Annotated in this window: 12 protein-coding genes; 6 read left to right on the top strand and 6 right to left on the bottom strand. The window is 65.6% G+C overall.

Annotated elements, in window-relative coordinates:
- The first annotated feature begins 2 nt into the window (after positions 1–2).
- The 6 genes from ACVMB1_RS36170 to ACVMB1_RS36145 all read left to right on the top strand — a co-directional run bounded on the left by ACVMB1_RS36170 (position 3) and on the right by ACVMB1_RS36145 (position 6,596).
- Positions 3–1,220, top strand: a complete 1,218-nt coding sequence (locus tag ACVMB1_RS36170; RefSeq protein WP_076832812.1) for an ABC transporter substrate-binding protein — start codon at positions 3–5, stop codon at positions 1,218–1,220.
- Between the two features lie 58 nt (positions 1,221–1,278).
- The gene (locus ACVMB1_RS36165) at positions 1,279–2,412 is read left to right on the top strand and encodes an NADH:flavin oxidoreductase/NADH oxidase (protein WP_076832814.1); all 1,134 of its coding nucleotides are present in this window, start codon (positions 1,279–1,281) and stop codon (positions 2,410–2,412) included.
- Between the two features lie 2 nt (positions 2,413–2,414).
- Positions 2,415–3,266, top strand: a complete 852-nt coding sequence (locus tag ACVMB1_RS36160) for an IclR family transcriptional regulator (protein ID WP_057020165.1) — start codon at positions 2,415–2,417, stop codon at positions 3,264–3,266.
- Between the two features lie 230 nt (positions 3,267–3,496).
- On the top strand, positions 3,497–4,564 hold the full coding sequence (locus ACVMB1_RS36155; RefSeq protein WP_057020166.1) for an acyl-CoA dehydrogenase family protein: 1,068 nt from the start codon (positions 3,497–3,499) through the stop codon (positions 4,562–4,564).
- Positions 4,565–4,594: 30 nt separating this feature from the next.
- A complete protein-coding gene (locus ACVMB1_RS36150; RefSeq protein WP_018269158.1) occupies positions 4,595–5,755 on the top strand; it encodes an acyl-CoA dehydrogenase family protein in 1,161 nt (386 codons plus the stop codon).
- 40 nt (positions 5,756–5,795) lie between these two features.
- Positions 5,796–6,596 (top strand): enoyl-CoA hydratase/isomerase family protein, encoded by an 801-nt coding sequence (locus tag ACVMB1_RS36145; RefSeq protein ID WP_028341859.1) that lies wholly within the window; start codon positions 5,796–5,798, stop codon positions 6,594–6,596.
- Positions 6,597–6,930: 334 nt separating this feature from the next.
- Here ACVMB1_RS36145 and ACVMB1_RS36140 read toward each other — a convergent pair whose 3' ends face one another.
- The 6 genes from ACVMB1_RS36140 to ACVMB1_RS36115 form a co-directional block, all read right to left on the bottom strand.
- Entirely contained in the window at positions 6,931–8,034 is a 1,104-nt protein-coding gene (locus ACVMB1_RS36140) for an IS4 family transposase (protein ID WP_076824845.1), read from the bottom strand.
- A 90-nt stretch (positions 8,035–8,124) separates the two neighbouring features.
- On the bottom strand, positions 8,125–10,239 hold the full coding sequence (locus ACVMB1_RS36135; protein WP_076832817.1) for an acetate--CoA ligase family protein: 2,115 nt from the start codon (positions 10,237–10,239) through the stop codon (positions 8,125–8,127).
- A 301-nt stretch (positions 10,240–10,540) separates the two neighbouring features.
- Positions 10,541–11,296 (bottom strand): VOC family protein, encoded by a 756-nt coding sequence (locus ACVMB1_RS36130; protein ID WP_076832819.1) that lies wholly within the window; start codon positions 11,294–11,296, stop codon positions 10,541–10,543.
- 3 nt (positions 11,297–11,299) lie between these two features.
- Entirely contained in the window at positions 11,300–12,094 is a 795-nt protein-coding gene (locus ACVMB1_RS36125; RefSeq protein ID WP_076832822.1) for an enoyl-CoA hydratase, read from the bottom strand.
- Between the two features lie 131 nt (positions 12,095–12,225).
- Positions 12,226–13,431, bottom strand: coding sequence for an ABC transporter substrate-binding protein (locus ACVMB1_RS36120; protein WP_076832824.1), 1,206 nt, complete (start codon positions 13,429–13,431; stop codon positions 12,226–12,228).
- Positions 13,432–13,589: 158 nt separating this feature from the next.
- A complete protein-coding gene (locus ACVMB1_RS36115; protein WP_456813658.1) occupies positions 13,590–21,083 on the bottom strand; it encodes an Ig-like domain-containing protein in 7,494 nt (2,497 codons plus the stop codon).
- Between the last annotated feature and the right edge of the window lie 24 nt (positions 21,084–21,107).

The raw sequence follows: 21,107 nt of genomic DNA, 5'->3' as shown, positions 1-21,107 counted from the left end.
CAATGACATCGAGATACGGATGGATCGCCGCGAGCGCTGCAATCCTCTCAGTCGCCTTCGCCGCCGCGCCATCCCACGCGCAGATTTCCGACGACGCGGTGAAGATCGGCGTGCTGACCGATCAGGCCGGCCTCTACGCCGACGCCGCCGGCCCCGGAGCGGTCGAAGCGGTCCGGATGGCGATCGCGGATTTCGGCGGCAAGGTGCTGGGCAAGCCGATCGCGATGGTCGATGCCGACCATCAGAACAAGGCAGACATCGGCGCCGGCATCGCGCGGCGCTGGTATGAGCAGGAGAATGTCGACGTCATCGTCGATTTCGCCAATTCCGCCGTCGCCTTCGCCGTGCTCGAGCTCACCAAGCAGAAGAACAAGGCGATGCTGGTGTCGTCGGCCGGCTCCTCCGATCTGACCGGAAAGGGCTGCTCGGCGAATTCGGTGCAGTGGACCTACAACACCTATGCGCTCGCCAACAGCACGGTGCGGGCGCTGGCCAAGGAAGGCGCGAAGAGCTGGTACTTCGTCACGGTCGACTACGCCTTCGGCCACGCCCTGCGCAACGACGCGGCCAGGACCGTGGAGAAGGTCGGCGGCAGCATCGCCGGCGAGGTGCGGCATCCGCTCAACAGCATGGATTTCTCGTCCTATCTGCTGCAGGCCCAGAGCTCGAAGGCTGAGGTGATCGCCTTTGCCAACACCGGCGGCGACCTCGCCAACTCGATCCGGCAGGCGCAGGAATTCGGGATGGCGCATACGCAGAAGCTCGCGGCCTTCCTGATGCAGACCAGCGACATCCACGCGATCGGCTTGCAGGCCGCCCAGGGGCTGCAGCTCGCGACCGCCTTTTATTGGGATCTCGACGACAAGACCCGCGACTTTGCCGCGCGCTTCATGGCCAGGACCAAGAAGCGGCCGACCATGGTGCAGGCCGGCCTCTACTCCGCGGTGATGAACTATCTCAAGGCGGTCGAGAAGTCCGGCACCGACGACGGCCCCAAGGTGATCGCGCAGATGAAGGACATGCCGATCGACGATTTCTTTGCCCGCAACGCATTCCTGCGCGAGGACGGCCAGCTCATTCACGACATGTATCTCGTGCAGGTGAAATCGCCGGCCGAATCGAAGGGCGCCTGGGATTACGAGAAGCTGGTTCAGGTGATTCCGGGCAAGGAGGCGTTTGCGACGCCGGAGGAGAGCGCCTGTCCGCTGCTGAAGAAATGACTGCGCGCACGAATCCACGCACCACAGGCAAGAAACCACAGGCAAGGCTGGACATCCCATGACTGAGCTGCCGCTGCTGTTCACCCCGCTGCAACTGCGCGACCTCGAACTGAAAAACCGGATCATGGTCTCGCCGATGGCGACCTATTCGGCGCAGGAGGGGCGCGCCACCGATTGGCACACCGCGCATATCGGCAAGCTCGCCGCCGGCGGCGCCGGCCTCGTGTTCGTCGAGCAGAGCTCGGTGAACACCCAGGGGCGCATCACCCATGGATGCCTCGGCATCTGGGACGATGCGCACATCGCGGACCACGCCGCCCTCGCCGCGCTGATCCACAGCTTCAACGCCAAGGCCGCGATCCAGATCGCACATGGCGGCCGGAAAGGCTCCTCGCAGCGGCCGTGGGAAGGCGGCAACCCGCTCGGCGAAGCTGACATCAAGGCACGCGGCGAAGGCCCATGGCAGATCGCGGCCTCGAGCGGCATTCCCTTCGATGACGGCTGGCCGGCACCGCAGATGATGACTTCAGAGCAGATCGATGCCCTGGTGGACGACTATCGCCAGGCATTTCGTCGCGCCAGGGCGGCCGGCTATGACGTCATCGAGCTGCACTGCGCGCACGGCTATCTGATGCACTCGTTCCTGTCGCCGCTGGCGAACAACCGCAACGACGAGTATGGCGGGTCGCGCGAGAACCGCATGCGCCTGCCGCTGCGGATCGCGGCGATCATGCGCGAGGAGTGGCCCAGCCATCTGCCGGCCTTCGTCCGCATCTCGTCGGTCGACGGCGTCGACATCGGCTGGTCGATCGAGGACTCGATCGCGTTTGCGGCGGAGCTGAAGGCGATCGGGATCGACATGGTGGACTGCTCGTCGGGCGGCATGAAGCTACCGCGCGGCAATTCGCTGGTGTCGCGCACCCCGGGCTTCCAGGTGCCGTTCGCCGAGCGCATCCAGAAGGAAGTCGGCATGCCGACGGTGGCGGTCGGGCTGATCCGCGAACCGGACTACGCCGAAGCCATTTTGCGGGACGGCAAGGCGACGCTTATTGCGCTCGGCCGCGAACTGCTGTGGAATCCGAACTGGCCCGCGCAGACGGCGCTTGCGCTCGGATGCGATCCGGAGTGGACGAGTTGGCCGGAGCAATATGGCTGGTGGCTGAAGCGGCGGGTGGCGCAGCAGGGACGATAGCGATGCCGGTGGCGAAGAAGGATGTAGCGAAGGCCGGCGCGGCTGCCGGCGCGCGGTCTTTCGACGGCCCCGATTTCCCCGGCGACACCTCGCGCGACCTGCCGAAGATGGACAATGCAGTCAAGTCGGCGCGGCGCGTGTTCGACGTGCTCGAATTCTTCGAGGAGCACCAGCGCGCCGCCTCCGCGATCGAAGTCGCGGCCGCGCTCAAGTTCCCGCAATCCAGCACCTCGGCGTTGATGCGGACGATGACGGCGTTCGGCTATCTCCACTATGACACCAGCCGCCGCACCTATATCCCGACGCCGCGGATCTCGATGCTGGGGCACTGGCTGAGCCCGGCGTTGTTCACGAAGGGACGCCTGGTCAATCTGATGGAAGAGCTCTCCGCGCGGACCGGAGAGACCATCATGCTCGCGGTGCGCAACGGGCTCAGCGCGCAGTATGTCCATATCATTCAGGCCAAGCTGCCGATGCGGCTGTATGTCAAGGCCGGAACGCTGCGGCCGCTGGCGCGATCCGCGTCGGGTTACGCGCTGCTGTCGGCCTATCCGGACAAGGAGGTGCGCCGCCTGGTGCGCCTGATCAACGCCAACGAGAGCCGGCCCGATCGTCAGGTCGACATCAAGGCGCTGCTGCTTGAGCTGAAGAAGGTCCGCGCCAAGGGGCACGCTTTCTCGCTCGGCCTGGTCACGCCGGGCGCGGGCGCCGTCGCCATGAACCTGCCGCCGATTGCGGAATCGAACGAACCGCTGGTGCTGTGCGTGGCCGGATTGAACGACGCACTGGTCACCCAGGAGACCGAGTTCGCCGACCTGATGCGGAAGGCAATCGAGTTTCATCTGGCGGACTGAACTTATGTCGGCGGCCGGTTTGCGCGTGTGCGTGGCATACAAACGGGGACAATCGAAAGTTCACTATGCGGAATTCATGCGCCAAGTCCGGCTTCATGCCATCCGCGCAAGTGGCCCTGCGGGCAGCGCTTGTCACGGCTATGGCTTTTCCGCATCATTGAGCGCAAGACAACATCGCGAGCAGGGCATGGCCGAACAGCCAGCCCGAGCCAATCAACACGAGGAACGCTGTGGCGGAGAGTGAAAACATCGTCGCCGAGACCGCGGAAAAGATTTTCGCCGATCTCGCGGATGCCCAAACCATCAATCACGACAAGCAGGGCGCATGGAAGGCGCCGCTGTGGCAGGCGCTGACCGAAGCCGGCCTGCCGCTGTCCTGGGTGCCCGACGATCTCGGCGGTTCCGGCGCCAGCCTCGCCGAAGGATTCAGCGTCCTCAACGTCGCTGGGCGGCATGCGATCGCTGTTCCGCTGGCCGAAACAATGCTGGCCGGCTGGCTGCTGACGCAAGCCAGGATCGCCTCTCCCGAAGGCGAGATGACCGTGCTGCCGGCAAGCCCGAAGGACCGCGTGACGCTCAACGCCGACGGCTCGCTCTCCGGCCGCGCCCGCGGCGTGCCGTTCGCCAAGGACGCAAAACATTTCGCGGTGCTGGCTGAAGGCAATGGCGGCGTGTCGATCGCGCTGATCGATGCAGCGAAGTGCCGGATCGAATCCGGCATCGGGCTCGGCGGCGATCATAACGACATTGTCACGCTCGATAAGGTGCAGCCGGTCACGACCAGGCCGGCGCCGAAGGGTTTTGACCAGTCCACGCTGATGCTGATGGGCGGCGTGGTGCGCAGCCTGCAGATCGCCGGCGCGCTGGAAGCGATGCTCGACATTTCCGTGCGCTATTCCAATGAGCGCATCGCCTTCGAGAAGAAAATCTCGAAATTCCAGGCGGTGCAGCACAACCTCGCCCGGCTCGCCGGCGAAAACGCCGCGGCACTCGCTGCCGCAACCTCCGCGGCGGACACGATCGTGAATGCCAAGTCGCTGGACACTGATGCGGTGTTCCTGGAGGCCGCAGCGGCCAAGGTCCGCTGCTCGGAAGCGGCGGAGAAGGGCAGCGGCATCGCGCATCAGGTGCATGGCGCGATCGGCTTCACCATCGAGCACATCCTGCACCGCTATTCGCTGCGGGCGCTGGCCTGGCGCGACGATTTCGGCTCGGAGAGCTACTGGGCGGTCGAGCTCGGCAAGCTCGTCGCGAATCGTGGCGCCGATGAATTGTGGCCGCTGGTGGCTTCGCGCTGAGATCAGGCAGAAAGATCAGGACTGGACATCATGACTGCAGCCCTTCGTTTCGATCCGATCCGCCTGCCGGAAAAATGCGAGCAGCTCCGCAAGGAGGTGCGCGCCTTCCTCGCCGAGGAAATCGCCGCCGGCACCTTCGATCCCCACGCGCCGAACCGCGAGGACAATGACGCGCCGGAATTCTCCCGTCGCGTCGGCGCCAAGGGCTGGCTCGGCATGACCTGGCCGAAGAAATATGGCGGCCAGGAGCGCTCGTTCCTCGAGCGCTACGTGGTCACCGAGGAGATGCGGGTGGCGAACGCGCCGACCCGGCGCTTCTTCGTCGCCGACCGCCAGAGCGGGCCGGTGCTGCTGAAATACGCGCCCGAGCACATCAAGATGGACATCCTGCCGCGCATCTGCCGCGGCGAGGTCTGTTTCGCCATCGGCATGAGCGAGCCGAACTCCGGCTCTGACCTGTTCGCGGCGAAGACCCGCGCCACCAAGACCGACGGCGGCTATCTGATCAACGGCACCAAGATCTGGACCTCGTCGGCGCACATCGCCGACTACATGATCGCGATCTTCCGTACCTCGCCGCCGACCAAGGAAAACCGCCGCCACGGCCTGACCCAGTTCCTCGTCAAGATGAAGCAGCCGGGCATCCAGGTGAATCCGATCGGCCAGATCACCGGCCAGTTCGAGTTCAACGAGGTCGTGTTCACCGACTACTTCGTGCCCGACGATCACGTGCTGGGCGAGGTCGATGGCGCCTGGAAGCAGGCGACGTCGGAGCTCGCCTATGAGCGAAGTGGTCCCGAGCGCTTCCTCGAGACCTATTACGTGCTCACCGAGCTCGTGCGCGCGGTCGGCAAGAACCCGGACACCCGCAGCGCCGAGGGCATCGGACGCCTGGTGGCGCAGGTGCACACAATGCGCCGCATGTCGGTGTCGGTCGCCGGCATGCTGCAGGCCGGCAAGGAGCCGGTGGTGGAGGCCTCGATCGTCAAGGACATCGGCACGGTGTGGGAGCAGCAGCTGCCGCATCGCGTCCGCGATCTCGCCGCCTTCGTCGAGGAGACCGCGACCAACCGCGAGACGCTGGAAAAGCAGCTCGATTTCGCCATCAAGACCGCGCCCAAGCTGACGATCCAGGGCGGCACCACCGAAGTGCTGCGCGGCATCATCGCCCGCGGACTTGGCCTGCGCTAGCCGCGCGGGCTCGCCTGCGCTAATTCAACGAGGACAGATCATGACCAAGTACACTGATATCGGCGTCGAAACCCACGGCCATGTCGGCCTGATCGAAATCCGGAAACCCCCGCTGAACTTCTTCGACGTCGCGCTAATCAACCAGATCGCCGACGCGCTGGAGGAGTTCGACAACAATATCGAGATCCGCGCCTCGGTGCTGGCGGCGCAAGGCAAGGCGTTCTGCGCCGGTGCCAATTTCGGCGATCCGGCCCGCCAGGAGCAGGAGGAGCGCGCCAAGAGCGATCCGGCTTCCAACCTGCCGATCAACCATCTCTACGTTCAGGCGGTGCGCATCTTCCGCAACAAGAAGCCGATCGTCGCGGCGATCCATGGCGCCGCGATCGGCGGCGGCCTCGGCCTTGCCGTCTCCGCCGACTTCCGCGTCGCCTGCCCCGAGGCACGCTTTTCGGCCAACTTCACCAAGCTCGGCTTCCATCCGGGCTTCGGCCTGACCGCAACGCTGCCGGAACTGATCGGCAAGAACAATGCCGAGCTGATGTTCTACACCAGCCGCCGCGTCACCGGCGAAGAGGCCTATCGCTGGGGCCTCGCCAATGTGCTGGTGCCGCAGGATCAGGTGCGGGCGGAAGCGATGAAGCTCGCGCAGGAGATCGCCGAATGCTCGCCGCTCGGCCTGGTCTCGACCCGCGCCACCATGCGCGCCGGCCTCGCCGACCGCGTGCTCGCCGCAACCAACCATGAGCTCGCCGAGCAGACCAAGCTGCGCGCGACCGAAGACTTCAAGGAAGGCGTCAAGGCCACCGCCGAGCGTCGCGTCGCCAACTTCAAGGGGCGGTAGCCGCAAGCGCCGCTCTCTCCACGGGTCGTCCCGGCCTAGTGCGCAATTGCGCACGGGAGCCGGGACCCATACGCCGCGGCCCGCGGAAGGGGCACAAGCGCCGTCGGCTTCTCTTACAACTCACTTCGGTGGTTATGGGTCCCGGCGCAGGCCCATAGGCGCTAAGATAGTTTGATCATAGTCTGATAGTGGCGCTTATGTCTGGGTGGCTCGCGTAGATGTCGCCGGAGAGCGTGACTGGCTCTGCAGAGTAGAGCGATTGCGGGCTGTGGAATGATCGCTTGCCGTAGCGAAGCGACGAGCTGGCGCAGCAGACGCCACGTCACTGGGTGGGTCAGGCGGCGTCGGCCAAGCGGGGAGAGTCTTCGAGTTCGTCGACGAGCGGCTCGAGCAATAGAATGATCAGCAGATGAGCGAGGATATGGGGTCTGGCGGACCGCTCGTCGGTTCCGGGAGGTCCCTTCAGGCCAATCAGGCTTTTCAGCCGCTTGAAGCCGAGCTCAATGCGCCATCGCAGCCGATAGAGGGCGAGGATATCTGCAGTCGTGAAGTCCTCTGGCCTGAGTGAGGTCACCAGGATCACCCAATCTGCGGCGTCAAGTGTTTGCCTGGAGAGCTGATGACCTCCCTTTTGTGCAGTCCGGCGCGCCTTGCGTCGCGCAGCCGCAGCAGCTTGCGCCGGCTTCTTCGCGGCAACCAGACGCACTGCGAGCGGCGGCGCACCTGACTTGCGCTTTATCCAAATCGGCCGATCGATCAGGCCACGCGCCGAGGCGTTGCGCAGTTCGGCAGTGAGGTCAACAAGATTACCTTCGGCATCGAGCCAGCGCGCGCTCTTCCAGCCGGCCCGGATCACGAAGTCCGCATCGGCATCGACGAGATGCGCCATGCGCTCCGGTTGCAGATAGGCGCGATCGGCAAGACGGATCTCACCGGCAACCGCCGGTATCCGATCCAGCGTCTCGCCCGCTCGCTGATCGGTCAGTTCGAAGTGACCAAAGCGCTCCTGCGGAAGATCGAACGCGCTATGGATACGCCACACTGCGTTCTTGTTCCTGCCGCTCGTCCCAGCCTTGGGGACCGTCGTGGCGTCAACAATACGGATCAGACGACCGCGGCTCGCCTTCGGCGCCGCGGCGGCAAGCGCCTGCTCGACCAAGATTGCCAGCCAATCTCCGCACTGACGTAAGCGATACAACAGAGCCACGTTGGAGATATCGACAAGCCCAACCGACGTGGCCCATGCCGCCGTCAACCGCAGCCCTTTCTCACCAAGGCAATAAGCCAAGATCAGGCGCAGCAAGTCGACCGCATTGCTGATCTCCCGCGGACGGACAAACGCCTTCGTCTTGCGCGCGCTAATGTTCAGAGCCTCGGCTCCGCCAAGTCGGGCGACAACGCGCGCCCAATCTTTGTTCACAAGCGATTCGTGTGCCATTCCATCTTGGAATCACAAGCGAATCCAAGGCGCAAATCCTATTTTAGCGCCTTTGGGCGAACGCCGGGACGACACCGGGGAGATATCTAGCTAACCCCTCGGCACCACCAGCGCATCGACGATCGTCACGCCCTGCCCCTCCGGGTGCACCAGCACCGGATTGACCTCGATCTCGGCTATCTCGTTCGCATGCTGCGCCGCCAGCACTGAAATCTGCGAGATCAAACGCGCCAGTGCCGTGACATCGGCCTTCGGCGCGCCGCGGAAGCCGCGCAGCAGCGGCGCGGCCTTCAGCGTCTCCAGCATCGTGCTCGCTTCAGCCGGGCTCACCGGCGCGGGGCGATAGACCACGTCCTTGAACAGTTCGGTGGTGATGCCGCCGAGCCCCACCATCACCATCGGCCCGAAGGTCGCGTCCGTCATGGTGCCGACGATGATCTCGACGCCCTTCCTGGCCATCGGCCCGACCAGCACGCCCTGGATTTCAGCGCCCGGCCGCTGCTTCTGCACCGTCTCCAGCATGTCGCGATAGGCCGTGAATGCCGCGCCCTTGGCGGCGATGTTGACGCGGACGCCGCCAACCTCGCTCTTATGCGCGATCGCGGGCGACTGGATCTTCATGACCAGTGGAAATCCGGCGCGCTCGATCGCAGCGTCGAGCCCGTCGCGGTCGGTCACCAGCACCTCATCCGGCAGCGCAATGCCGGCCGCGCGCAGCAGCGATTTGCTGTCATATTCCGACAACGTCTTCGACGTGAGATGCATGGAGAGATCGTGCGCCGGCGACGCTGATGCCGAGATCTCCGGCGCGGGCTTGAAGCCGGCATAGTCCGCCAGCCGCCGCATTGCGACGCCGACATGGGTCAGTCCCGAGAGCACCACCACGCCCGACTTCGCCAGCTCCTGCCGCGCGAATTGCGACGGCAGCGTGTAGGAATAGAACACCACCGGCTTGTTCTGCGCCGCGATCACCGGCTTCAGCTCGGCTTCCTTGAACGGCATCCGCGTCTCGCTCGACAGCGACAGCACCACCAGCGTCGCGTCCACTTCATCAGACGTGTCGAACAGCTCGATGCTCTTCTGCAGTCCGCCGGATGACACGCCCTGCGCGGTCACGTCGACCGGATTGCCCGCCGCGCCGTAGGACGGCATCCATTGCTTGATCTGGCTCTGGATCGCGGCTGAAAGCTCCGGCACGCGCAGGCCCTGCATCGAGACGGTATCGGCGCCCCAGATGCCGGCGCCACCGGACACTGTCAGCACCGCGACGCGATCGCCCTTCGGCAGCGGATTGGTGGTCAGAACCGCGGCAATGGTCACGGCCTCGTCGAGGTCGTTGGAGACGATGAAGCCGTATTTCGCGAACACCGCATCATAGGCCGCCGACCAACCCGCCATGCTCGCGGTGTGCGAGGCCGCCGCGCGCTCGCCGGCGCCGGAGCGCCCGACCTTGGTGACGATCACGGGCTTTTTGAGCTCTGCCGCGCGCTTCGCCGCCGCCAAAAACTTGTCGACGTCGCGGATACCCTCGATGAACAGCAGGATCACGTCGGTCGAGGCATCCTGCACCATGTAGTCGAGGAACTCGCCGGCGCCGAGATCGCTCTCATTGCCGGCGCTGACGACATAGCTCAGCGCGACGCCGAGCGCCTTGGCGCGATGATAGATCGCAAAGCCGATGCCGCCGCTCTGCGCGACGATGCCGATCCGCCGCTTGCTGGCGACCAGATCGGGCGCATCCGGCTTGACGTCGACGGTCGGGCTGAAGGTCGCGGCGACCTTCTGCGCCTGGCTGTAAAACCCTTCGGCGTTAGGGCCACTGATCCGCATCCCGGTCCGCTTCGCCAGCGCGACGATCGCATCCTGCATGTCAGCGCTGTCGCCACCTTCCTCGGCAAAGCCGGACGAGATGATGACCGCGTTCTTCACGCCCGCGGCGGCGCATTGCTCCAGCGCCGGCAGCACTGCACGGGCGGGAATGACGATAACGGCAAGATCGATCGGCGCGCCGATCTCGGCGACCGACTTGAAGCATTTCAGCCCGTCGATCTCGTCATAGTTCGGATTGATCGGATAGAGCGCGCCGGGATAGCCGTTCTTGCGCAGCATCGCGAGCAGCCGCCCGGGAATCTTCTCATGATCGCGCGAGGCGCCGATCAGCGCGATGCTTTTTGGGGCGAAGAAGGTATCGAGCGGATGCGGCATGGGGAGCGTGTTCCCGATTGTTGTTGTTGCTCTTGACGATATTGGATCGCTACAGCGAGCTCAACCGCTCTCCCCGCAAGCGCCAATCGTTCACCGTCACCCTGAGGTGCGATCGAAGAGAGCCTCGAAGGGTGCATGGCCACCAGCCGGGCCGTGCATCCTTCGAAACGCCGCTTCGCGGCTCCTCAGGATGACGGGAGAAAGATGCGTAGCCCGGATGGAGCGGAGCGCAATCCGGGGGCCGGTCTATCCGCGAAGAGCGCGGCCCCGGATTTCGCTTCGCTGGATCCGGGCTACGACGTCACGCCGTCAGCTTGAACGTCACGCCGCAGAGCAGGAACCCGTCGCCCTTCACCGCACAGCCTCTGGCTTTCGCGGCCTCCAGCACCTTCGCCTTGTCGGCGACCTTGAACGTCAAGCCGCTCATGATCTCGCTGTCGCCCTTGACGAAGCGGAAGGTGCTGTTCGGCAGCTTCACCACGGCACCATCGGCGGGAATGCCGATGATCCTGCCCCAATGCGTCGCCAACGCCTCAGGCTCGGGGCTCTGCATCTCGACCGTGGTCAGCGCCAAAGTCGTGTCCTTGCGGATCGACTTCTGCCAGTCGGGGCCGGCCGGCGGGTACGGCCCCAGCACGTCGTCGCTGCCGTCGGTGTGGTTGAACTCGATGAAGGCGGCTCGGCAGTCGCGCGGATGCAGCTGCACGCCGTGATACGGCGCGTGCGTGATCACGTTGGCGGTGCGCACGCCCATCGCGTTGGCCTTGGCGCCACGCGCGTCGGGATCCTCACAAACGAAGATCGCCATATAGCCGCCGCGGCCGCCGGTCTTCTCGATGAAGCGGCCGGCCGCCGTGCCCGGCCCCGGCTGGAACGGCGCGACGACTTCGAGCAGGATGGTATCGACCGGCAGCAGCGCATTCTCGAGGCCGTATTTCGCGACGTTGCCGTCGCGATAGCAGACGTCGAGGCCCATGATCGCGGAGATGTCCGCGATCACGGGCGCAAGCTGCGGCGCCACCAGGCAGATCTGCCGCAGCCGCATGTACTCGGCCATGGTCTACTGCCCCTGGAAGGTGGGCTTGCGCTTCTCGACGAAGGCTTTTGCCGCTTCCTTGTGGTCCGTGGTCTCGCCGGCACGCGTGTGGTGGATCGCCTCGCCGTCGAAGCAGGCTTCGAGGGTCATGGTCTCGGCATTGTTGATGTTGCGCTTGATGTAGCCGAGCGCCACTGACGGGCCCTGCGCCAGCGACCGCGCCAGCTCCAACGTCTCGGCCTCGACGTCGGCATCAGGCACCACCTTGGAGACCATGCCGAGATTGTATGCTTCCTGCGCCGACAGCACCGGCGACATCATGTAGAGCTCGCGCGCTTTCGCGCTGCCGAGCATCTTGGTCAGGAAGTAGGTGCCGCCGTAGTCGCCGGAGAAGCCGACCTTGGCGAAGGCGGTGGTGATCTTGCAGGAGGCGCCGGCAACGCGGAGATCGCAGGACAGCGCGATCGAAAGCCCGGCGCCGGCCGCGGCGCCGTCGAGCTGCGCCACCACCGGCTTCGGCATCTGGTGCAGGATGCGCGAGACCTCCATGCCGCGGCGCAGGTTGGCCATCTTGGCCTCGAACGGCAGCGGGGCGCGGCCTTCCGCCATCGACTTGACGTCGCCGCCGACGCAGAAGGTGCCGCCGGCGCCCCGGATCAGCACGGCGCGCACCTCGGTATCGTCCTGCGCCCGCCGCGCCGCCTCGACGAGGCCGCGCGTCATGTCGGGATTGAGCGCGTTGCGCCGATCGGGGCGGTTCATGGTGATGGTGAGCAGGCCCTTGTCGAGGGATTGGAGGACCATCTGATTATCGCTCATGGCGTTTTGCCTTTCGTTGTTATTTTGAATCCGTCATTCCGGGATGGTGCGTAAGCACCAGACCCGGAACCTCGAGATCCCGGGTTCGTGCTTCGCACGCCCCGGGATGACTGTGTGACTTCGTCACTTCGTCACTTCTTCACCAGCGGGCAGCGCGACTCCGACAGCGGCTGGAAGGCCTGGTCGCCCGGCACGGTCGCCACCAGCTTGTAGTCGTCCCAGCGGCCCTTCGATTCCGACGGCTTCTTGACCTCGAACAAATACATGTCGTGCACCATACGGCCGTCCTCGCGGATCTTGCCGTTCTTGGTGAACATGTCGTTGATCGAGCTCTCCTTCATCACCTTCATGACGGCGGCCGCATCGGTGGTGCCGGCGGCCTTCACCGCCTTGAGATAGTGCGTCACCGAGGAATAGACCCCGGCCTGTGCCGAGGTCGGCACCCGCTTGGTGCGCTCCATGAAGCGCTTCGTGAAGGCGCGGCTGTCGTCGTTGAGATCCCAGTAGAAGGCTTCCGCCAGCAACAGGCCCTGCGCGGTATCGAGCCCGACGCTGTCGATGTCGGTGACGAAGGCCAATAGCGGCGACAGTTTCTGGCCGCTCTTGGTGAGGCCGAATTCGGCTGCCTGCTTGATCGCGTTGATGGTGTCGCCGCCGGCATTGGCAAGGCCGATCACCTTGGCCTTCGACGCCTGCGCCTGCAGCAGGAAGGACGAGAAATCCGAGGTGTTGATCGGATGCCGCACGCTGCCGAGCACCTTGCCGCCCGACTTCACCACGACGTTGCTGGTGTCCTTTTCCAGGTCCTGACCGAACGCGTAGTCCGCGGTAAGGAAGAACCAGGTATCGAGACCGGATTTCACCGCGGCAAGGCCGGTCACATTGGCCTGCGCGAAGGTGTCGAACACGTAGTGCACGGTATAGGGGCCGCAGGCCTCGTTGGAGAGGCGGATCGAACCCGGACCGTTGAACATGATGATCTTGTTGCGCGCCTTGGCGATTTCGGCAGCGGCGAGCGCGGTCGCGGAGGCCGCGACGTCGAAGATCATCTCGACGCCCTGGTTATCGATCATGTCGCGGGCGATGTTGGCGGAGAGGTCAGCCTTGTTGAGATGGTCGCCGACCACGATCTCGACCTTGCGGCCGAGCACCTCGCCGCCGAAATCCTCCACCGCCATCTTGGCAGCGGTTTCGCTGCCCGAACCGGTGATGTCGGCATAGAGGCTCGACATATCGAGGATGCCGCCGAGCTTCAGCGGAGGCTTGTCCTGCGCCAGCGACGCATTCGCCGAGATCGCAAACGCACAGGCCAAAACGCCGGCCAAAACTCGTCTCATTCCAATCCTCCCTTGCAGCGCGGACCTCGTTCCATCAGGTCCGTTTCGAGGGCCGGATCATGCCGCATGGCCTGCACTGCAGCAAGCCGCAGCGGCAGCAATCTGTTTTCCACTAAGCGGAATGAAGCGCCGCGCCGGAGCTTGCGGCGGCGCTGCGATCAGAGATGAAAGTCGGGAACGGTCTGATGGGGCGTTCCCGCCGGCAGGCCGAGGAACAGGTACTGCATGCCATAATGTCCGGCGAATGCCGATGCCGTTGCATCCATGATGATGCGACCGCCCAGATCCAGATGCAATTCCGGCCGGGTAATAGCCCCGAGTGTGTAGGCCGGCACGATGGTCTCGTTGATATGCAGGGCGTCGAACACGGCGGACACCGCCGAAAGCGAGGCCGCATTACCGGGCAGGTCGACGACATCGGCGCCATCGGCGGCGAAGCCGGTCACCGCCAGCGATCCGGCCCGATCCGTCGATGACACGATGTGATCGAATACCAGCTTCGAGGAATCGCCGAGCAGCGCCGTCGCCGCGGCGTCGTAGATTGCGGTGCCGCCATCGTTCAGCGTCAGGCTCGGCGTGCCGCCATTGACATGCACCGCCTCGTTGAAGCCGACCGTCAGTTGCACCAGCGAACCCGGCGCCGCGACGCCGCCGGAGGGCGTCGCCGTGATCCCGGCGAGATGGGGCGCCGTGGTGTCGAGGGTGAACGTCAGGCTCGACGACGCGCTGACATTGCCGGCGGCGTCGACCTCCTGCACCGTGACGGAGTGCATACCATCAGCCGTAAAGACCGGCGCCGCCGTGGAGAAGCCCGAGGCGCCGTCGGCCTTGTAGCGCAGCGTGTCGGCCGCATCGAACTTGGTGTAATCGATCAGCGGATTGCTGGTGATGTGGTCGGCGCTGGAGACGCCGGTGTCGCGGTGCAGCGCCAGCGTCGGCGCCGATGGCGCCTTGGTGTCGCCGGTGAAGCTGACCGCGTTGCTCGCTCCGCCGGCGTTGCCGGCGATGTCGGTGTAGCTCGCCCCGGCAACCGAAAGATCGGCCGACAGATCGTCGGTGACATCGGCGGTGAAGGTCGCTGTGTAGATATCGTGGCCCGCGCCATTGATGCCGACATGGACGAGGCTGCCCAGCAGTCCGCCATGGACCGTGACATCGCCGAGTCCGAAACCTGCGACCGCCTCGGAGAAGGTGAACGTCATCAACGCGGCGTCGCCGGCGTGCAGCAGGGTGTGATCGGCCGCCACCGATACCGTCGGCGGATGCGTGTCGCCACCGATCGTCGCGGTATTGCTCGCCGCGCCGGCATTGCCTGATACGTCGGCATAGCTTGCGGCGGTGACCCGGATCGAGCCCGCCACGACGTCGTTGATATCGGGCGTGAAGGTCGCGGTGTAGACGTCCTGCCCCGACACGTTGAGCCCGACATGGACCAGATTGGTCACCGTGCCGCCGGCGACGACGGTATCGCTGAGCGCAAAGCCCGCGACCTGCTCGGAGAAGGTGAAGGTGACAACCGAAGTCTGGCCCGAAAGCACCGTGCTCGGGCTCGCGGCAACCGACACCGTCGGCGCCCTGGTATCGCCAGTGAAGCTGATGGTGCCGCTCGCCGCACCGGTATTGCCGCCAACATCCGTATAGCTCGCGGCGGTGACCTGCACCGAGCCCGCTTCAGTGTTGCTTTCGTCCGGCGTGAAAATTGCCGTGTAGACGTCCTGGCCCGATGCGTTGACGCCGACATGGAGCAGATTGCCCAACGCCCCGCCATGCACCGTGACGTCACCGAGCGCGAAGCTCGCGATTTGTTCGGAAAAAGTGAACGTCACCAGCGCGGTCTGGCCCGCCAGCAGCGCGTGACGGTCAGCCGCGATCGACACCGTCGGCGCCAGCGTATCGCCGCCGATCGTCGCGGTGTTGCTTGCCGCGCCGGCATTGCCGGCCACATCGCCGTAACCGGACGCATTCACCTTCACCGAGCCGGTCTCGGTGTCGCTGACATCGGGCGTGAAGGTCGCGGTGTAGACGTCCTGCCCAGCGCCGTTGAGCCCGACATGCACGAGATTGCTCAGCGCGCCGCCATGGACGGTGATGTCGCCAAGGGCGAAGCCCGACACCGCCTCCGAAAAGGTGAAAGTCGCGACCGAGAGGTCGCCGGCCAGCACCGTGTCGGGATTGAGCGTGACGGAGACCGTCGGCGCCAGCGTGTCACCGGTGAAGTTGATGGCGTTGCTGGCAGCGCCGGCGTTGCCGGCCGTATCGCTATAGCTCGATGCATTGACCTGCACCGAGCCAGCCTCGGCGTTGGTGACGTCGGGCGTGAAGGTCGCGGTGTAGATGTCCTGGCCGGCGCCGTTGACGCCGACATGGACAAGGCTGCCCAACGCGCCGCCGCTGACGCTGATGTCGCCGAGCGCGAAGCCCGCGACGGCCTCGGAGAAGGTGAAGGTCACGACCGCGGTCTGGCCGGCAAGCAGCGTACCATGGTCAGCTGAAACCGACACGGTCGGCGTTTTGGTGTCGCCGCTGAAGTTGATCGTGTTGCTCGACGCGCCGGAATTGCCGGCAACGTCGCTATAGCTTGACGCATTGACCTGCACCGAACCTGCCTCGGTGTTGGTCACATCGGGCGTGAAGGTCGCGGTGTAGACGTCGTGGCCGGAGCCATCGACGCCGATATGGGTGAGATTGCCCAGCGTACCGCCCTGGACGGTGACATCACCCAATCCAAAGCCGCCGACGGCCTCGGAGAAGGTGAACGTGACAACCGCGCTATCGCCGGCAACCAGCGTGGTGTGATCGGCTGCAACCGCCACCGTCGGCGCCTTGGTATCGCCGGTGAAGCTGATCGCGCTGCTTGCCGCGCCGGCGTTTCCGGCGCTGTCGGTATAGCTTGACGCGTTGACCTGCACCGAGCCCGCCTCGGCGTTGGTCACGTCGGGTGTGAAGGTTGCCGTGTAGATGTCCTGGTGCGCGGCGTTGACGCCGACATGCACGAGGTTGCTCAGCGCGCCGCCGCTCACCGTCGTGTCCGTCAGCGCAAAGCCGGTGACCGCCTCGGAGAAGGTGAAGGTGACAATCGAGGTCTGCCCGGCCAGCAGTGCGGTCGAGCTCGCCGCAACCGACACGGTCGGCGCGATCGCGTCGATCACGAGATGCAGGTCGGTCGCCGCATGGGTCACGTCGGCGTCCTGGCCGCCGGGATCCCTGATCGTGCCGCCGTTGAGCGAGAGGCTCTGCACCTGAAGATCGGACGTGCTGTCGCCGTCCTGCACCGTGTAGCTGAACACCAGCGCCTGCGAGCCGCTGCCGCTCAGATAGGTCGCGGCCTTGCCGTCGTTGAGCAGCAACTCCGGCGCGCCGGTCACGTTCACCGTGTTGCTGAAGTTGACGGTGATGGTCACTACCTTGCCGGCGTTCAGGATCGTGAGATGATCGGTGGTGTCAGAAGTGACCGAGGCGATGCTCGCCTGTGACCGGATCTCGAGATGCGGAGAGGCCGAGCCGTCGGACGCCAGCATCAGCGAGCCGGCCGAGGCGCCAGCGCCAAAACTCAGGTTCAGTGATGCGAGCGTCGTGCCGCTGCCGCTTTTCACCAGCAACACGCCGTTCGCATAGGACAGCGTCGTCGTGGCATCATAGGCGATGTTGCCGAAGTCGATGGTGTCGCCGCCGGCAAAGCCGGTGATCGACGTGCTGAAGGAGGCGCCGGAGAATGCCGCGGCATCGAGCACGAGTTTTTCGGTACTGCCGTCGGTGAAGGCGATCGCGCCGGTCCCTGCCGCGCCGTTCGCCGCCAGCTCCAGGATGGAGCCCTTGATGACGGTGCCGCCCGAATAGGTGTTGTGCGCGGACAGCACCAACCGGCCGCCACCGGTCACCTCGACATCACCAGGCGTCGTGCCATCGGAAATGACGCCGCTCTGGGTAACGGTCTCGCCGGCGGCGACGTTGAAGACCGGATCGCCCGCGACGGTGATGTTGCGGGTCTGCGTGAAGCCGTCGGTGAAGCTGATACCGGTGCCGTCGCCAAGCTTCAGCACATTGGTCACCGCGCCGAGATTCACGTTGGCGGAGATCGACACCCGGGTGTCGGCGCCGCTGACCGTGGTATTGCCGGTGTAGGTGTTGTTGCCGCCGAGGATGACGGTACCGCCGCCGCTGATAACGAGACCGCCGACGCCCGCATTGGCACCGGTGCCGCCATTGCCGCTCTGGTCCGCGATGTCGTTGACGACCGTCAGCGTCTGGCCGCTGGCCGGCGTGAAGCTGAGATTGTTGTTGCCCTGGATGAAGATGCCGGAGCCGAAACCCGAGCCGCTGGCCTGGCCGATGCCATTGGTGCCGCCCTTGACGGCGCTGAAGCCGGAATCGTTCGACAGCGAGCCGCCCTTGACGGTCAGCGAGCCGCCTTGCTGAACGAAGATGGTGCCACCAGCGCCGAGGCCGCCACCCCCACCCGCCGTGCCATCACCGCCGCCGAAGCCGCCGAGCCCGCTGACGCCGCCACCGCCGCCGAAGCCGCCACCGCCGCCATAGCCGCCGCCGCCACCGAAGCCACCATTGCCGAACGCCCCGCCGCCACCGCCGTAGCCACCATTGCCGCCGTCGATTGCGTTGCCGCCGCCGACGCCACCGCCGGTACCGTGCGCGCGGTTGTTGTTGCCGAAGAAGCCACCCGCGCCGCCGCCGCCGCCATTGGCGCCGCCCGTTCCGCCATACCAGTAAAGCATGGTCCCGCCTCCGAACGGGATCAGGTAGCCGTCGACGCCTTTGCCGCCCCCCGCGGCGCCGGGAACGATGCCAGCGGCCCCGTTCTGAAATGCGGCAGAGTTCGCACCCTGTGCGTGAAGGCCGATGCCGCCACCGCTGCTGTTTCCGCCTTGGCCCCCCATGCCGCCACCACCGCCGAAGCCGTCGATGTTGGCGTTGCTCGCGGTACTGCCGGTTCCGCCATTGCCGCCGATCGCGGCACTGTTGTGAAATACGACATTGTCGATCGTGGCGCTGCCGTTCGCCGAGACGAACAGGGCGCCGCCGAGCCCGGCGCCACCGCCGCCGCCGCCCTGGATGATGCCGCCGCCGGCCGCCACCGTGTTCTGGATGGTCAGGTTCTCGAGATTGACGTTGCCCGCATAGACGAAGAACCCACGCTGGGCGTTGAGGCCGTCGATCGTGTGCGTGCCGCCGTGGCCGTCGCTGCCGTTGATGGTGACGCTCGATCCGCTCAAGAGATTGAGCGCGTACAGCTCCGACGAGAGGCTGAAGCTGGCGGTGATGTTGATGGTGTAGTTGGCATTCGGCGCGGCGTTCTGGCCGCCGGAATCCATCTGCAGGATGGCCGCATTGAGCTCGGTGACGTTTGAGACATTGAAGACGCGGGTCGACACAAGCTGCACGACCGTGCCGCCATTCGCATCCTGCGAAAGCTGGAAGCGGGCGCCGCCGTCGAGCCCGTTCACCGTCAGCGTATCCGTCACTGTGCCGTTCGAGATCGAGAGCGTGTTGCCGGAAAGACTGACCGTGTTGAGCGAGGTATTCTGGGTGTTGTAGTGCAGCCCGGTCAGGTCGATGGACTGGCCGGGATTGAAGTTGGAGATGCTGTTGGTGAGCGCGTTGCCGGTCAGCGCGGCGTCGTCGATCTTCAGCGTGCCGGGAAGGCCGGTCGTGAAGGAGATGTTGCCGGTGCCGGCTGCGCCGGCCGTCGCAAGCCACACTGTGCCGGAATAGATCGTCGTGCTGCCATAAGTGTTGGCATGGCCGAGCACGAAGGTGCCGCCGCCGTCGATGCCGAGATTGCCGCCGCCACTGATCAGGGCGGTATCGGTGACGGTTGCGCCGTTCGCGATCTTCAGGAGCGAGCTGCCGCCGACCGAAATTGAGTCGTCGAACGTGCCGCCCGTCGTCAGCGAAAGATGCGCGCTGCTCAGGTTGAGCGTCCCGGTCAACCCCGCGAGCTGACCGAGCCCGAGCTGCAACGTGCCGGCGCCCGACAGCGTGAACGTACCGGAGCCGCTGATCGCGCCGGTGTCGGCAATCGTGCCGGACGAGATGTCGAAGGTGCCGCCAGCGGCGGTGACCTGGATGTTGTGGGTGAAGGTGTAGCCGCCGGTCGTGGTCAGCGTGCCGCCGTTGAGGATCAGCGCACCGGCCGAACCGCCGATGTTGTTGTCGGCCGTGATCGAGAGAGTGTTGCCGGCATCGATCTGCGTGCCGCCGACATAGGTGCTCGCACCCGTCAACGTCAGCGTACCGCCGCCGGAGACGACCAGCTTGCCAGTGGTGCCGCTGCCGCTGATACCCCGCTCATCGGCGATGCTGTCGCCGATCGTCAGCGTGGTGACGGTCTGCAATCCCTCGAAGACCGTGGAAACGGTGTGCGTCGGCGTGACGACCATCGTGCCCTGGATGAAGATGTCACCATAGGCGGAGCCGTTGCCCGCACCATTGGCACCGGTGCCGCCGGTCTCGGTCGCATCCATCAAGGTGCCGCCGATGACGGTCAGCGTGCCGCCTTGTTGAACGAAGATGTCGCCGCCGGCGCCAAGGCCGCCGCCACCGCCGCCGGCGAGCGAGCCGCTGCCGGCGCCGAATCCGCCGGTGCCGGGCGTGCCGTTCGAACCGCCGCCTCCGCCGCCGAAACCGCCATTGCCGCCGGTATGCGCGTATCCGCTGCCGTTACCGGAGCCGCCGCCTCCGCCGGCGAAACCACCATTGCCGCCGCCATAAATGCCGCCGCCGCCACCGCCGCCCATGCCGCCGGCGCCGCCGAAGCCGATCAGGGTGCCCGAGGGGCCGCCGCCCACCGAGTTGGCGCCGCCGATGCCGCCGCCGCCGCCACCGACACCGCCGCCACCACCGCCGCCACTCGCGCCACCGCCGGCATGTGCTCCGTAGCCTGAGCCGCCGTAATTGTCGGCGCCCTGTCCGCCGCCCGCCGCACCTTCGATCGTCGCCGGTGTGCCGCCCGCGGTCTGCGCCCCGGTCGAGGGATGCTGGCTGTCGGAGCCCGCCTCGCTGTAACCGCTGCCGCCATTGCCGTGATAGCCGTAATAGTCTTGGCCGCCGAAGCCGCCGCCACCACCACCGCCGCCATTGCCGCTGCCGCCATCGGCACCGATGCCGCCGCCACCGCCGCCGCCGCCGGCCGGATCGACCACGCCGCCATCGCCGCCCTTGGCCGTGTTGCTGCCGAAATTGACGTTGTTCAGCGTGACGTTGGCGTTCTGTCCGACGAACAGGCCGCCGCCGAGGCCCGCGCCGCCGCCGCCACCGCCGACCCCGCCATTGCCGCCGCTCGCAACCGCGTTGACGATCGTGAGGTTCTTGAACGTCACCGTGCCTGATGTGACGACGAAGCCTTGATAGCCGCGCGCATCGACGATGTCGCTATAGTCCTGTCCGCCGAGTTGATTGTTGTAGTCGGAGTTGCCGTCGAAGGTCAGCGTTGAGCCGTTCATCAGATTGATGGCCGGCAGATCGTCCAGCAATTGCAGCGTGCGCGCGCCGGACGAGAGCGAGAAGTTGATGACGTAATCGGTGTTGGCCGCAGCCAGACCACCACCGACGCTGATCGCCGAGATCGCGTTGTAGAGCTGGAGATAATCGTGCAGCGGATCGCTGGTCGTCAGCGTCAGAACAACGGGATTCGACACAAGGACCTCGGCAATATGCGTGAG

This window comes from Bradyrhizobium sp. USDA 4504 (assembly GCF_054063995.1).
The sequence above is the reverse complement of the archived record's forward strand: the minus strand, read 5'-3'. Positions and strand labels throughout refer to the sequence as shown.